This is a genomic window from Nocardia sp. NPDC052001 (assembly GCF_040680615.1).
GTDB lineage: Bacteria > Actinomycetota > Actinomycetes > Mycobacteriales > Mycobacteriaceae > Nocardia.
Map to the genome: position 1 here is coordinate 1 of NZ_JBFAXC010000003.1, position 13,786 is coordinate 13,786.

The window sequence follows — 13,786 nt, forward strand, 5'->3', positions numbered from 1 at the left end:
AAGAGCCTCAGCCAAACCTTCTCCGCCGTCTCGAAACTGGCCGACGAGCTCAATGGCGGCGCCGATCCGGCCCAGCAGGGTCGCATCGGCGCCGGGCGGACAGGGACAAGGCGGGCAGCAGAGCCAAAGCGGACCCGGACAGGGTGGACCGCAAGGCCAAGGTGCACCCGGGCAGGTTGGGCCACAGGGTAAGGGTGGACCTGCCCAGGGTGGTCCGGGCGGCGTGCCGATGACCAAGCCGGGTGGGGTGGGGGCGCCGGGGTTGGCCGGAGCCGCAGCGGGTGCAGCCGGTGGTGCGCAGGGAGTGGCGGGTGTTCAGGGGGTTGGACAGCGGCCTCAGGATGCTCAGTGGGCTCAGGAATCGCAGCGGCCCCAGGATGGGCAGGGGGCGCCGCGGCCGATTGCCACGCCGCAGCGGGTGCCCGCGGCCGGTGAGAGCGATGCCGCGCCCGCGAAAGCCGGTGCGGGAAGCAAGAATCGGGTGTTGTTGCTGGCGGGGATCGCGGCGGCGGTGGTGATCGCGGTGATCATCGGCATCGTGGTGATGGTGGCCGGAGGGTCGGACAATTCGCCGGAGACGCAGGTGAAGAGCGCTATTTCGACGTACACCGATGGGCTGGCGACCGGGGATCTGGAGAAGTTGCGCGGGATCACCTGCGGTGCGCAGCATGACTTCTATCAGAAGATCTCGGCTGATCAGTTCGCCGGTGTGTATCGAACTTCCAAGGAGCAGAAGAGCATTCCGGTGGTGAAGAGTGTGGATGCCATCCGGATCACCGGTGATGCCGCGCTGGCGCAGGCGACCGTCTACACCGAGGCGGATCCGTCCAAGCAGTCGGCGCGCACGTTCGACCTGCAGCGCACCTCCGATGGGTGGAAGGTCTGTGATCCGGCCAACGGATAGCGGATCTCGACTAACGGATCGGACCCTCGCGCAGATGTTCTGATCGGGCGGGTGGCGCATTAGCGCCCCTGCCCGCGACGAACATCACATACACCTGGTCAACAGTCCGACTCGCCAGTAATATGGCGCAGATTGTCTGGGCCAGCCACGATGGGGTGTCGGCGCCTCCACCGGCGGTAAGCCGTGGTTTTGTGCTGACACCGATCGGGCACGGTCCTACCGGGTTTCGATTGTGCAGGGAGCTGAACCATGCCGGAGACGGCCGAGGCGATTGCCGCCACCACCGCCACCGATCTGGTCGGTCGGCATTTTCGCGTACGTGACCATTACGACGTCGGCCGGGAGAAGATCCGCGAGTTCGCACGCGCCGTGCGCAACCACCACCCCGCCCACCACCGCGAGGACGATGCGCTCGCGCTCGGTTACGCCGGGCTGCTGGCCTCGCCGACCTTCGCGTCCGTCATCGGCGCCGCCACCACCCGTTCGCTGATCGGCTCCGTGCTCACCGAGTACGACGTCTCGCAGTTCATGCAGACCGATCAGATCTTCGAGTACCACCGCCCGATCCTGGACAACGACCTGCTGTCGGTCGATGTGCTGATCGAGCAGATCCGTTCCTACGGCGATAACGACTTCCTCACCGTCAAGGTGACCATGAGTGATGCCGACGCGCTGCCGGTGCTGGTCGCGACCACCACCATCGTGGCCCGCAAGGGTGTCGAGATCGATCCGGCCGCCGTGGAGACCGTTTCGGGCGTGCTCATGCACGGCCATGTTCCCGAGGATCAGGCCACCGATCCGACCGGGCTCATCCTGCTCGCGCCGGAGGATGTCGCGGAATTGCGCGATCCCGCCCCCGCGCTGCCGGTGCAGACCACCCCGACCGCCGCGACGCTGGCCGCGGGCACCGAACTGCCGCCCGGCAAGGTGCCCGTCACCCGCGGCGATCTGGTGAATTACGCGGGCGTCTCGGGCGATCCGAACCCGATCCACTTCAGCGATGCCGCCGCCCAACTGGTCGGCCTGCCGACCGTGGTCGCGCACGGCATGCTCACCATGGGCCTGACCGCCAGCTACCTGGTGAACTGGCTGGGCGATCCGGCCGCGCTGAGCAAGTTCAGCGTGCGCTTCTCCGGTTTCGTCCCGGTGGAGCCGACCGCGCCGACCTTCGTCGATTTCACCGGCAAGGTGAAGTCGGTGGACGCCGAAACCGGTTCCGCCACCATCGTTCTCGGCGCGACCTCGGAGGGCAAGAAGCTCTTCGGCCGCGCCGTAGCCGAGGTCCGGCTCTCCTGACGCACTGAAACCGCTTGGGCGGCATCGCGATCGGATCGCGGTGCCGCCTTTCGCGTCAGTTCAGGGTGGCGTGCATCAGGTAGACGTTGTAGTCGCTCCAGGTCGACATGGTGAAGTAGAGCTCGTTGCCGGTCGACCAGGGGTGAATGAAACCGCCGTAGAGTTCCGGGAATTGCATCGCGCTCACCGTCGCCGCGCCCGGGGACCAGACGCCCTGCGGTGAATCCGATTCGCGCACAACGAGAGCCGCCTTCGCGGTGTCCAGGTAGCTCATCTGCCAGATCTTGCGCACGGCGTCGTAGCGCACGGACAGTTCCGCCACCGGAGCGTCGACAATCGGTGTGGCGGAGGTGTATCCGCCGACCGGGGTCCATTCACCATCGCGCCAGTACTGGTACGCGGTGGTGTTGAGCACCTGATCCTTCGGCACCCGCGCCAGGCCCACCGAGGCCAGGCGGGTATTGGGCGTACCGAACATGTAGACGTAGTCGCCCGCCGGGACCATGGCCGAGACCTGGAAGTTGGAGACGCCGAAGATGTTGTCCCACTTGGCGTGTGCGTCCTTGGTCCAGGTACGGCCGTGATCGTCGGAGTAGGCGATGCCGCCGTAGTTGGTGTACCAGGTGCCCGGGATGCTGTTCCAGGTGCGAATGGACATGTAGCTCATGTACTGCCGGTCGCCGAGTGCGAAACCGGAGGTCGGGATGGTGGTGATCTCGATATTGTCGAGCTTCTTGCTGGACAGCAGTTCGGTGGCGTGACAGCGCGAGTCGGTGACCATGCTGTCGAAGGTGACGCCGTCCGCGAGGTTCTTGTCGGTGCTGAAGGCGAGCAGGTTGCTGCGCCAGTCCTCGCCCATACCGCCGGGCGGATGGAAGTCGTGGCCGACGGTGTCACCGAAGGCCATGGCGATCTCGCCGGGTGCGCTCTCCCACATGATGCCCAGGTCGGTGCCCTGCACCTGCCAGCGCTTATCGGTGCGGTTGATGGAATTGGCCCCGGTCAGCTTGGCGACCTCGCGGACGTCGGTGACCTGCGGCATGGCCCGGGCGGGCGTCAGCGGCGCGGCTTCGACGCCGGGGTGCGCGGGTTCGGGTCCGGGTGGCACGGCGGGCGGATTCGGGTTGGGGAAGGCGAAATTGAACGGCTGCGGATGCAGGATGAGGCGCGGAATGCCCAGCTGCTCATTGAGACTCGGCGGCGGGGCGGGCAGATCGGTGAGATCCGGGCAGGGGTTCACGCACGGATCGCTGGGCAGCTCCATATCGATCCGCTTGGTGTTCTCGACCGGCGGTCCGGGGTCGACGGTGACGACCGGATAGGTGATCGGCACCTCGACGGTTTTCGGCACCAGCGATTCGTGTACCGGGGCGGGATCGGTGTGACAGGGTCCGGTGCCCGGAATCCCTTCCACCGCACCGTGTTCCGCGGGGGCCGCCAGGGCGGTCGCGGGGTGCGCGCCGACCAGCGCGCCGGCCCCGAACACCATTGCTCCCACCGCGGCGAGCAGCCGTTCGGCCATGCACCAACCTCTCGCCATTCGGGCTCATCGGACACATCCGGCAGGAGACCCTACCCGCGGCGGGCGGCGAACAGCGGGCACTCGCCCAAGATCAACCGAAATCGATATCCGGCGTGCCGCGGCCCGGATCTCCGCGAACCGAAACCAACTGGGCAGCAGGGTAATACAGTGGAGAGGTGTACGTGCAGGACGTGACCCTGACCGGGACCATCAGCGCCGAACTGGCCGAGGAGCTGGCCTACCTCACCAGCAGGCATACCTCGCACATCATCCTGACCTGCAAGGAACACCGGCTCTTCGTCGGCCTGCTACCCATGTGCCTGGACGATCTCCAGCTACGCGCGGGCGATATCGTCACCGTCACGGTGAGCGGCGGCTACAAACCACCCGACACCGAGGACCGGCAGGCGCTGCGCGAGGCGGTAGAGCTACTGGCCAAGGCCGGAGCCTGACCTGCAGCGACCCTCAGCGCACCGCCTGGAACACGAACACCGTCGCCCCGATCCGAATGGCGTCACCGTCGGCGAGCACCGCGGCGCTCTCGATGGCCTGCTCGTTGATGTAGACCCCGTTCGCCGATCCGAGATCCTTGATCAGCAGTCCGGCCCGGCTGGGCGTGATCTGCGCGTGGTACCGGCTGGCCTTGGGATCGTCGAGCACCAGATCGTTATCGGTCATGCGGCCGATCTTCATACCGCCCACCGCGATCGGAATCATCCGGCCCTCGGCGGTCAGCAATTGCCCGGCCCGCACCGCGCGCGGCATTTCGGTGACCGTCTCGGTCATGGCCTTGGCCATCCGCTCGACCTCGGCGATCTGCCCGGTCTGCAATGGTTCCTGGCGCAGCACCTGCTGTTCCAGCGCGATGATCGCCGGACCCGGATCGATGCCGAGTTCATCGGAGAGCACCCCGCGCACCCGGCGGCACGCCTCGAGCGCGTCGGCCTGCCGCCCGGACAGGTACAGCGCCGTGATCAGCTGCGCCCACAGCGGTTCCCGCAGCGGATGCGCGTTGGTCATCGCGACCAGTTCGCCGACCACGGCGGACGCACGCCCGCAGGCGATTTCGGCGTCCACGCGCGCGGAGGCGACCAGCAGCCGCTCCTCATCCATTGCGGTGGCGAAACTTTCGGCGAACGACAGCCCGGACAGATCGTCCAGGGCGCGACCGGTCCACTGCGCCAGCGCATCCGCGTACAGCCGCGCGGCGCGCTCATGATCGCCCTGGTTCGCGGCCTCGGTACCCGAACGCCGGATGCTCTCGAACCGTCCGAGATCGCAATGCTCATCGGAGATTTCGAGCCGGTATCCGGACGATTCGGTGCGCAGCACCGTGCCCGGATCGACGCCCGCGTTGCGCAGCGTCTTGCGGATATTGGAGACGAACACCTGCAGGCTGGCCTGATAGGAGTCCGGCGGCTCGTCATTCCAGACGATGTCCGCCAGCGCCTGCGACGACACCGCACGCCGCCGGTTCACCGTCAACGCGGCCAGCAGTGCACGTGGCTTGGGGCCGCCGACCAGCACTGGACGGCCGCCGACCAGCACTTGCACAGGCCCGAGGACCCGCACATCGAGAGTCATTGCGCTGCACCTCGTATAGAAAAGCGAACCGCCGCGGCAGCACCTGGCCACCACGGCGGGCTCTGCTCACTGGGCCGGAGTTTTCCGGCCTCGGAGCTACCTTACTTGGCGCTGATGGAGCGACCAGCCGACTTCAGGTCGTTGCACGCCTCTTGCACGCGCGCGGCCATGGAGGTTTCGGCCTTCTTCAGGTAGCTGCGCGGGTCGTACACCTTCTTGTTGCCGACCTCGCCGTCGATCTTCAGCACGCCGTCGTAATTGGCGAACATATGACCGGCGACCGGGCGGGTGAACGCGTACTGGGTGTCGGTGTCGACGTTCATCTTCACCACGCCGTAGCGCAGCGAGTCCTCGATCTCGGACTTGAGCGAGCCGGAACCGCCGTGGAAGACGAAGTCGAACGGCTGCGCGTCCGCGCCCAGGCCCAGCTTGGCGGCGGCCACGCGCTGACCCTCGGCGAGCACCTCGGGCTTGAGCACCACATTGCCCGGCTTGTACACACCGTGCACATTGCCGAAGGTGGCGGCGAGCAGGTACTTGCCGTTCTCGCCCGCGCCGAGCGCGTCGATGGTCTTCTCGAAGTCCTCGGGAGAGGTGTAGAGCTTGTCGTTGATCTCCGCCTCGACACCGTCCTCTTCACCGCCGACGACGCCGATCTCGACCTCGAGAATGATGTTCGCGGCATGGCACTGCTTGAGCAGTTCCTTGGCGATCTCCAGGTTCTCGTCGATCGGAATCGCGGAGCCGTCCCACATGTGCGACTGGAACAGCGGGTTCAGACCGGACTTCACGCGCTCCGCCGAAATCGCGATCAGCGGGCGAACGAACCCGTCCAGCTTGTCTTTCGGGCAGTGGTCGGTGTGCAGCGCGATTGTGATGTCGTACTGGGCGGCCACCACGTGCGCGAATTCGGCGAGCGCGACCGAACCGGTCACCATGCTCTTCACGCCCAGGCCCGAGCCGAATTCGGCTCCGCCGGTGGAGAACTGGATGATGCCGTCACTGCCCGCGTCGGCGAAGCCCTTGATCGCGGCGTTGATCGTCTCGGACGACGTGCAATTGATCGCGGGGAACGCGAAGGAGTTCTCCTTGGCCCGAGCAATCATCTCGGCGTAGATCTCCGGAGTCGCGATGGGCACAATGACCTCCGTAGTGGTGTGCTGTGTACAACAAATTCTGTCAGGCGACACCCTAAGGCAGTGTGGTTTCGACACAGTCGGTGGCCTCGGACCGAACATCCTGAGCGGACGCTGTGAGACATTCTGTGATGGACCGCATTCACCGGTAGGGTGGTGCCCGTGACCTTGCTGGCCGTGTCCGATGCCGTGACGACCAACGTCGCGCTCCCCGCGATTCTCGATCCCATGCATCTCCTTACGGAGACCTGGCTGAAGAACGCGGTGCTCCCGGCGATCTTGGTGATCGTCTTCATCGAGACGGGCCTGCTGTTCCCGATTCTCCCGGGCGATTCGCTGCTGTTCACTGGCGGTCTGCTGAGCGCCCAGGCGAATCCGCCGGTCTCCATCTGGGTGCTGCTGCCCGCGGTCGTGCTGATCGCTTTCCTCGGTGACCAGTCCGGATATTGGATAGGCCGGGCCATCGGGCCCGCGCTGTTCCAGAAGGAGGACAGCCGCTTCTTCAAGAAGAAGTACGTCACCGAGACGCACGAATTCTTCGAGAAGCACGGTCCCAAGACCATCATCCTGGCTCGCTTCGTCCCCATCGTGCGCACGTTCATGCCGGTGCTGGCTGGCGTGTCGAAGATGGACTACCGCAAGTTCGTCACCTTCGACATCGTCGGCGCGATCCTGTGGGGCGGCGGCGTCACCGTGCTCGGCTACTTCCTCGGCAATGTGGAATTCATTCGTAAGAATGTCGAGGCGATCTTCCTGCTCATCGTGCTGCTGTCGATCCTGCCGGGCATCGCCACCGTGGTGAAGAACCTGCGCAATCGCGGCGCCGAGGCGGAGCTGGCCGCCACGTCGAACGAGCCGAACCGCTAGAGCCATCGGTGTCGACCACCCCGCTAACCCACGCTCTGAGCGCCTTCGGGCCGCTCGAGACAGCTGGGCCGGTGCTCGTGTGGACCGTCGTCCTCACGTTTGTCTTCCTGGAATGCGCGCTGATCATCGGGCTGTTCCTGCCCGGTGATTCGATGCTCATCACCGCCGGTGTCGTACTGGCCTCGCAGGTCACCGGTGAGATGCACGTGTGGGCGCTGGCGGTCGGCACCATGATCTCGGCCATCGCCGGTAATCAGGTCGGCTATGTGATCGGGCAGCGCACCGGACATCACCTGGTGGCGCGCAAGAACGGTAAATACATCAACACCCGGAATCTGGCCCGGGTGGCCGAGCTACTACATCGCCACGGATTCATGGCGGTGCTGGTGGCACGCTGGATTCCGTGGGTGCGCACGCTGTGCCCGCTGGTCGCGGGTGCGGCCGGGATGGACCATCGCAAGTACACGATCGCCTCGACGGTGGGCGCGATCATCTGGGCCCCGGTGCTGCTGCTGATCGGGTATTACGCGGGCAGTTTCCTGGAGAACGTGTCCTGGCTGATGCCCGCGGTGATCGGCACGCTGGTGGTCGGGCTGATCCTGGGCACGATCCTGGGCGTGCGCCAGTACCGTGCGGAAATGTCGCGGCCCGCTGAGGATTTCGAGCTCGACGCGGAGTGCGAGACGGTCCCGATGCATGTCATCGGCCGCAACGACTGAGAACCTCAGAGTCCCGCGGCGGTGACCGTGTGCGCGGCCTCCATGAGTTTCCAGCCCGAAAGCTGTACGGACAGATCACGTTCCGGAGTGCGCGAGGCCGAGACCGAACCGCCTTCGAAGCGGCCCGCACCCGAAACGCCGGGTAGTCGCGCGGGTAATCGCCAATCCGGGCCGAAGAGCGGTTCGCCCTCGACTTCCAGACGGTTCTCCCAGGCCGCGGTGGCCGATTTGCGCACGATCGCGGCCGCGGTGCGGCGCGCGTTCACCTGTTCGGTCTCATCGCCGGGCAGCATGACCGCGGCCAGCGCCAGATAGCGGATGAGAATGCCGTTGAACAGCCCGCCGTCGCCGCCACCACCGCCGATGACGATGCCGCCGCCGACCATATGTTCCTCGATCGCGGCGATCAGGCGGACCGCGCGATCGGCGTGCCGGGGTTCGCCGGTGTGCACGGCCAGTTCGGTTTCCAGGCCGAGCACCACGCCCTGGCAGTAGCTGTAGGTGGGGCGTTCGACCTCACCGGAGGGCAGGTGGATGCCGTCGAAGATGAGCCCGGAGTCCTTGTCGCGCAGGTTGTCGTCGAGCCAGTCGGAGATTTCCTGGGCGCGCGGGTAGCGGCCGAGCCGGGCCATCGCGATACCGACCGGACCGTTCGCGGGGGCATTGAAGAAGTCCGAACCCTTCCGCCACGGCACCGCGCCGAACTGCGGTTCGAATCCGGTGTACAGCTCATTGCTCAACTGCAGCAGCGCGCCGCGCACCTCCTCGACACCCTGGGTGCGCTCGGCCCGCTCCAAAGAGATTGTCAGCCAGGCCATATCGTCGTAGTAGTTATTGGTCCACCCGCTGATATTGCGCAACCGCATGGCGTGCGCGATCGACCAGATCCGCTTCTGCCGAACCGGGGTCGGCGCGCGATTGGCGGCGTCCACCGCACAGTCGATGAGATGCGCCTGCCACCAGTAGTGCCAGTTCGCGAACCCGCGTTCCCGCTTGGTCGCGGGCCAGCCGACCACGCCCAGGGCCGTACCCGGCATACCCCACAGCGTCCGCAGGTGCCGAGACACGATCGCGGACTCCGCCAGATCGGCGCGCTCCGCCCAGAGCGCGGCCGTCGGCTCGATATTGCGCCCGGTCCGCGAAGTCATAGGACATATCGTGCCAGGGCCACACCCCACCCCGTGGCTGATTTGTTACCAACCTTGTCCAATTGCCGTGGCGGTAGTCACTTCCACGCCGTTCGCAGGTCGGCGTGTTGCCGAACCCAGGCGTGCATCGCGATACCGGCTGCGACCCCCGCATTGATACTGCGGGTGGAACCGAATTGCGCGATCGAAACGGTCAGCCGGGCGGCGTCTTTGGCGGCCTCGGTGACGCCCGGGCCCTCCTGGCCGAAGAGCAGCAGGCAATCGCGGGGCAGGTCGGCGGTTTCCAGCGGAACCGAACCCGGGACGTTGTCCACGGCCACGACTGTCAGGTCACGGTCGATCGCGAACTTCAGCAGTTCGGCGGTATCGGCGTGATGGTGAATGTGCTGATAGCGGTCGGTGACCATGGCCCCGCGCCGATTCCAGCGTTTGCGCCCGACGATGTGCACGGCCGCCGCGCCGAAGGCGTTCGCGGTGCGCACCACCGTGCCGATATTCGCGTCGTGCCCGAAGTTCTCGATGGCCACGTGGAAGGAATGCCTGCGGCTGTCGATATCGGCGACGATCGCCTCGCGGGTCCAATAGCGGTACGCGTCCACCACATTGCGGCGGTCGCCGTGTGCGAGCAGTTCCGGGTCCAGGCGCGGATCGTCCGGGGGTTCGGTGCCGTATTCGTCCCGCCACGGGCCGACGCCGTGCGGATGCTCACCCCATTCGGTGGGACCGGCCGGATCGCCCTCGGGGCCGTCGGCTGCGGGGGCGAGTGGATCGTCGGTACTGGCGGAACTCACTCGCGCCATCGTAATGGCAGGTCAGCACTGCCCTTCCCGCGCTGTCCGGAGGTCGTGCCTAATTCGTCGTACTGCCGACGACGCCGATCACGATGCTCAGGACCACGATCAGCACGACGAACACCAGCAGACCCGTGGCGATGATGCCGCAGATGTATCCGGCGTTCACCATGCCGCGACCGCCGATGGTGCCCCGGGAGGCGTCGATCTCGTCGCGGACGCGGCGGCCCATGACCCAGGCGACGGGGCCGATGACCTGGCACAGCACCAGGCTGAGAATGCCGAGCACCAGCACGGTGACGGCCTGCGGATGGTCCGGCGGCGGTGCGCCGTAATAGCCGGGCGGGGGCTGATACCCCGGCGGCGGCGGTTGATAGCTCATGCACATGATGCTAGGTCTTCGTGCTGGCCACACCCCGGATTTACGGGCCTGCTCCCTCGTTCCGAATCGGCTGACCGGCCACGATGAGAGGTATGAACGAGACGGCCGCCCTCCCCACTATCGTGCTCGGCATGCCCGACCCGGAACCCGCACCGCCACCCGCGAGCCCCGGAGAAATGCTGCGCGCCTTTCTGCTGGCCCCGTTCCAGGCGCGGGCGTGGAAGGAATTCGCGTACCTGATCATCGCCTTCGTACTCGGATGTATCGCGGCCGCATACCTTTTCATCGGCTTCGCCGGCGGCGTGTACTCGATCATCGTATTGATCGGGATTCCCGTACTGGCCTGCGTGATTCTCGGCGGCCGGGTCTGGGGCCGGATCTATCGCGTACTGAACGCGGTGCTGTTGAACAATCCGATGCCGGAACCGCAGCCGTTCACCTACCGGCCGGGGGTGCTGGGCTGGTTCCGCAGCGCCTACACCGACCGGACCTCGTGGCGCGCACTGCTTTTCCTTCTCATCCAGTGCCTGTTCGGCATGGTGCTGGGGTACGGGCTGCTGATCGTCGTGGCGATAGTCGGATTCACCGCCATCTCCCCCATTTTGTGGGCCCTGCTCAATCCCACCAATGTGGATGAGAACGGCGTCGAGCATCACTCGATGATCCAGTTCAACCAGTACTTCATCGATACCTGGCCGCGCGTACTCGGTTTCGCCGCGGTGGGTGTGCTCGGCTGTTTCCTGCTGCCGTGGCTGTTCCGATTCGTCTGCTGGCTGCACGGCTTGTTCGCGCTCTGGCTGCTCGCGCCGACGGCGGGGGATCGCCGGGTGCTCGAATTGCAGGAGAGCCGCCGGGCCGCCGTGGACGATTCCACCGCCACGCTGCGCCGCCTGGAGCGGGATCTGCACGATGGCACCCAGGCACGCCTGGTCAGTATCGCCATGATGCTGGGGCGCGCCGAGGAGCGCCTCGCGAGCGGCGGCGATGCCACCGAACTCATCGCGCAGGCCCGCACCGGATCCAAGGAAGCCCTGACCGAACTGCGCGAACTGGTGCGCGGTATCCATCCGCCCGCTTTGGATCTGGGTCTGGAACCGGCACTGGAGACCTTGGCCGCGCGCTGCGCCATTCCGGTGGAACTGCGGGTGCTGCTGCCGATCCGGCCGAGTCCGGCGATCGAGGCCATCGCCTATTTCTCGGTCGCGGAACTGCTCACCAATGTGGTGAAACACGCTGGCGCGAACCGCATCTGGGTGGCGGTGCTGCCGCAGGGCGCGGACGCGCTGGCGGTGAGCGTGCGGGACAACGGACAGGGCGGTGCGCTGCAACCGGTGGAGCGCCCGGGTGAAACCGCTGTGGCGGGCGGGCTTTCGGGATTGGCGGCGCGCGCCCGCTCGGTCGACGGGTCGCTGCTCGTGGACAGCCCGGTCGGCGGACCCACGGTGGTCACCATGGTGTTGCCGGTGGCGGGACCGTAGTGCCCGTCGAAAACCGGCCGCCCCGTACGACAATCGAGAGGACAGCATGAGCACCCCCGATCGACTGCGCGTGGTGATCGCCGAGGACAACGCGATCCTGCGGGACGGGCTGACCGCGCTGCTCACCGATCGCGGTCACGAGGTGGTGGCCACGGTCGGCGCGGCGGACGGCCTGTCCGCCGCGGTGGCCGAGCACCGGCCCGATGTGGCGGTGGTGGATGTGCGCATGCCGCCCAGCTTCACCGATGAGGGCCTGCTGGCGGCGCTGGCATTGCGCCGCAGCCATCCCGAGACGGGGGTGCTGGTGTTCTCGCAGTGGATCGAAACCCGTTATGCCACCGAACTTCTCGCCTCCGGTGCGGGTGGCGTCGGCTATCTGCTCAAGGATCGGGTGGCCGATATCGGCGATTTCGTCGACGCGTTGCAGCGGGTCGCGACCGGCGGCACCGCCCTCGATCCGGAAGTGGTGAGTCAGCTCATGGGTGCGGCCCGGCAACAGGATTCGCTCGCCCGGCTCACCCCGCGCGAGCGCGAGGTGCTGGAGTTGATGGCGCAGGGGCTGTCGAATTCGGCGCTGGCGCAGGCGCTCACGGTGACCGAGCGAGCGGTGGAGAAGCATATCGGCAATATCTTCACCAAGCTGGAGTTGCCGCCGTCGGATCTGCATCATCGGCGGGTGCTGGCGGTGCTGCGACTCAAGGGTTAGACGGCGGTGTTGAAACGTCGCTGTACGGTTGCCGACCGTGGAACACTGGTTCCATGGTTCGGTCGAGTTCCGCGGAGACGGTGAAAGTCGTTGTGTCCTGGCCCGATCACCTATTGACGCTGGCGGAGTGGTCGGCGCTACCCAATGAGCGCGGTTCCTGCCGCGAACTGGTGGACGGGGTGCTGCTGGTGGCGCCGCAGCCGCCGCGGCATCAACTCGCGGTGTGGCGCTTGGCCGCTCAGCTGGAACCGGCGCTGCCGCGGCGGGTGGCGGCGCTGGCCCGGGTGGAATTGGTGATCGAGGAGACCCATCCGCCGACGGTGCGGGTGCCGGATGTGCTGGTGGTGGGCGGTGCGGCGGGGGCGACGCACGCGACCCGGGTGTATCCCCCGGATGTGTTGGCGGCCATCGAGATCGTATCGCCCGGATCGCGGCGCACCGATCGGATCATGAAGTTCACCGAGTACGCCGAGAGCGGTATCGAGCACTACTGGTTGCTGGAGACCGACGGGTCGGTGCGGTTGACCACCTTCGGCTTGCGCGACGGGCGCTACGAGACGACCGGCACGTACACCGGGCAGATAACCCTCGAACTGGACGGCATGGCGCTGCCCCTCGACCTCGACGCGCTCACCGCGCTGCGCACCACCGCCTGAGTCCGCACAACAGTCTGACCTCGCCCGATCCCCCACCCATACGGAATATTCGGACTATCCTGGAGTTCCGCAAGCCGTGGTTGGAGGGTCTCGATGGACCACGCGCGTATTTCTCGCACCGTACTCGGCGTCACCGTCGCGTACCTCGTCACGCTCTGCGTCTGGCTGGCCTGGCTGGTGCCGCTCACCCCGCCCGGCACGCTGCCGCTCCAGATCGTCGTGCTGGTCGGCATGTTCGGCACCTTCCTCGGCATCGGAATGCTGCTGGCACAGCGCCCCTCGCACAGCGACCGTCAACTCCGGCGGCACGGCCTGGAGGGCTGGGCCACCATCGAGGGCGTACATCGGCTCATGCGCACCGACCACTGCACCGAGATCACCGAACTCGATCTGGAACTGGTGGTGCCCGGATCCGAGACCTATCGCGGCAGCATCGTCTTCGATGTGGAACCGGTCATCCGCCCGAGAATCACTGTGGGCGGCATACTTTCGATCCGCGTCGACCCGCACAACCGCGACCGGATAGTGGTCTGCCTGTAGCGGCAGCGCGGGCCGGGGCAATCCGTCGCCGCAGGCAGCCGCCCGATTTGCCCGGGA

General features: G+C 66.5%; 15 protein-coding genes. 9 read left to right on the forward strand and 6 right to left on the reverse strand.

What is annotated here, in order from left to right; translation table 11 throughout:
- The first annotated feature begins 418 nt into the window (after positions 1-418).
- Positions 419-904 (forward strand): nuclear transport factor 2 family protein, encoded by a 486-nt coding sequence (locus tag AB0L82_RS15480; RefSeq protein ID WP_364636189.1) that lies wholly within the window; start codon positions 419-421, stop codon positions 902-904.
- A gap of 249 nt (positions 905-1,153) precedes the next feature.
- A complete protein-coding gene (locus tag AB0L82_RS15485; RefSeq protein ID WP_364636192.1) occupies positions 1,154-2,200 on the forward strand; it encodes a fused (3R)-hydroxyacyl-ACP dehydratase subunits HadA/HadB in 1,047 nt (348 codons plus the stop codon).
- A 55-nt stretch (positions 2,201-2,255) separates the two neighbouring features.
- On the opposite strand, the gene AB0L82_RS15490 is transcribed toward AB0L82_RS15485, so the two are convergent.
- Entirely contained in the window at positions 2,256-3,722 is a 1,467-nt protein-coding gene (locus AB0L82_RS15490) for a DUF4185 domain-containing protein (protein ID WP_364636195.1), read from the reverse strand.
- 176 nt (positions 3,723-3,898) lie between these two features.
- Between AB0L82_RS15490 and AB0L82_RS15495 the strand changes: the two genes are divergently transcribed.
- The gene (locus tag AB0L82_RS15495; RefSeq protein ID WP_364636198.1) at positions 3,899-4,174 is read left to right on the forward strand and encodes a hypothetical protein; all 276 of its coding nucleotides are present in this window, start codon (positions 3,899-3,901) and stop codon (positions 4,172-4,174) included.
- Positions 4,175-4,187: 13 nt separating this feature from the next.
- Here AB0L82_RS15495 and AB0L82_RS15500 read toward each other — a convergent pair whose 3' ends face one another.
- Complete coding sequence (locus tag AB0L82_RS15500) at positions 4,188-5,306, reverse strand: BTAD domain-containing putative transcriptional regulator (protein WP_364636201.1); 1,119 nt, start codon at positions 5,304-5,306, stop codon at positions 4,188-4,190.
- Between the two features lie 101 nt (positions 5,307-5,407).
- On the reverse strand, positions 5,408-6,445 hold the full coding sequence (gene fbaA, locus AB0L82_RS15505; protein WP_364636204.1) for a class II fructose-bisphosphate aldolase: 1,038 nt from the start codon (positions 6,443-6,445) through the stop codon (positions 5,408-5,410).
- Between the two features lie 174 nt (positions 6,446-6,619).
- Here fbaA and AB0L82_RS15510 point away from each other — a divergent pair, with 174 nt between their 5' ends.
- Entirely contained in the window at positions 6,620-7,309 is a 690-nt protein-coding gene (locus tag AB0L82_RS15510; RefSeq protein ID WP_364637888.1) for a VTT domain-containing protein, read from the forward strand.
- An 8-nt stretch (positions 7,310-7,317) separates the two neighbouring features.
- On the forward strand, positions 7,318-8,028 hold the full coding sequence (locus AB0L82_RS15515) for a DedA family protein (protein ID WP_364636207.1): 711 nt from the start codon (positions 7,318-7,320) through the stop codon (positions 8,026-8,028).
- Between the two features lie 5 nt (positions 8,029-8,033).
- Here the strand turns inward: AB0L82_RS15515 and AB0L82_RS15520 are convergent, their stop codons facing one another.
- From AB0L82_RS15520 to AB0L82_RS15530, 3 genes are all read right to left on the reverse strand, one after another.
- Positions 8,034-9,176, reverse strand: a complete 1,143-nt coding sequence (locus AB0L82_RS15520) for a glycoside hydrolase family 76 protein (RefSeq protein WP_364636210.1) — start codon at positions 9,174-9,176, stop codon at positions 8,034-8,036.
- 77 nt (positions 9,177-9,253) lie between these two features.
- A complete protein-coding gene (locus tag AB0L82_RS15525; protein ID WP_364636213.1) occupies positions 9,254-9,967 on the reverse strand; it encodes an RNA methyltransferase in 714 nt (237 codons plus the stop codon).
- A gap of 58 nt (positions 9,968-10,025) precedes the next feature.
- On the reverse strand, positions 10,026-10,349 hold the full coding sequence (locus AB0L82_RS15530) for a DUF4190 domain-containing protein (RefSeq protein ID WP_364636216.1): 324 nt from the start codon (positions 10,347-10,349) through the stop codon (positions 10,026-10,028).
- A 92-nt stretch (positions 10,350-10,441) separates the two neighbouring features.
- On the opposite strand from AB0L82_RS15530, the gene AB0L82_RS15535 reads away from it, so the two are divergent.
- The 4 genes from AB0L82_RS15535 to AB0L82_RS15550 all read left to right on the forward strand — a co-directional run bounded on the left by AB0L82_RS15535 (position 10,442) and on the right by AB0L82_RS15550 (position 13,729).
- Complete coding sequence (locus AB0L82_RS15535) at positions 10,442-11,827, forward strand: sensor domain-containing protein (protein ID WP_364636219.1); 1,386 nt, start codon at positions 10,442-10,444, stop codon at positions 11,825-11,827.
- Between the two features lie 46 nt (positions 11,828-11,873).
- Complete coding sequence (locus AB0L82_RS15540) at positions 11,874-12,533, forward strand: response regulator transcription factor (protein ID WP_364636222.1); 660 nt, start codon at positions 11,874-11,876, stop codon at positions 12,531-12,533.
- Between the two features lie 53 nt (positions 12,534-12,586).
- Entirely contained in the window at positions 12,587-13,189 is a 603-nt protein-coding gene (locus AB0L82_RS15545; protein WP_364636225.1) for a Uma2 family endonuclease, read from the forward strand.
- Positions 13,190-13,282: 93 nt separating this feature from the next.
- The gene (locus tag AB0L82_RS15550; protein WP_364636228.1) at positions 13,283-13,729 is read left to right on the forward strand and encodes a hypothetical protein; all 447 of its coding nucleotides are present in this window, start codon (positions 13,283-13,285) and stop codon (positions 13,727-13,729) included.
- Positions 13,730-13,786 lie beyond the last annotated feature (57 nt).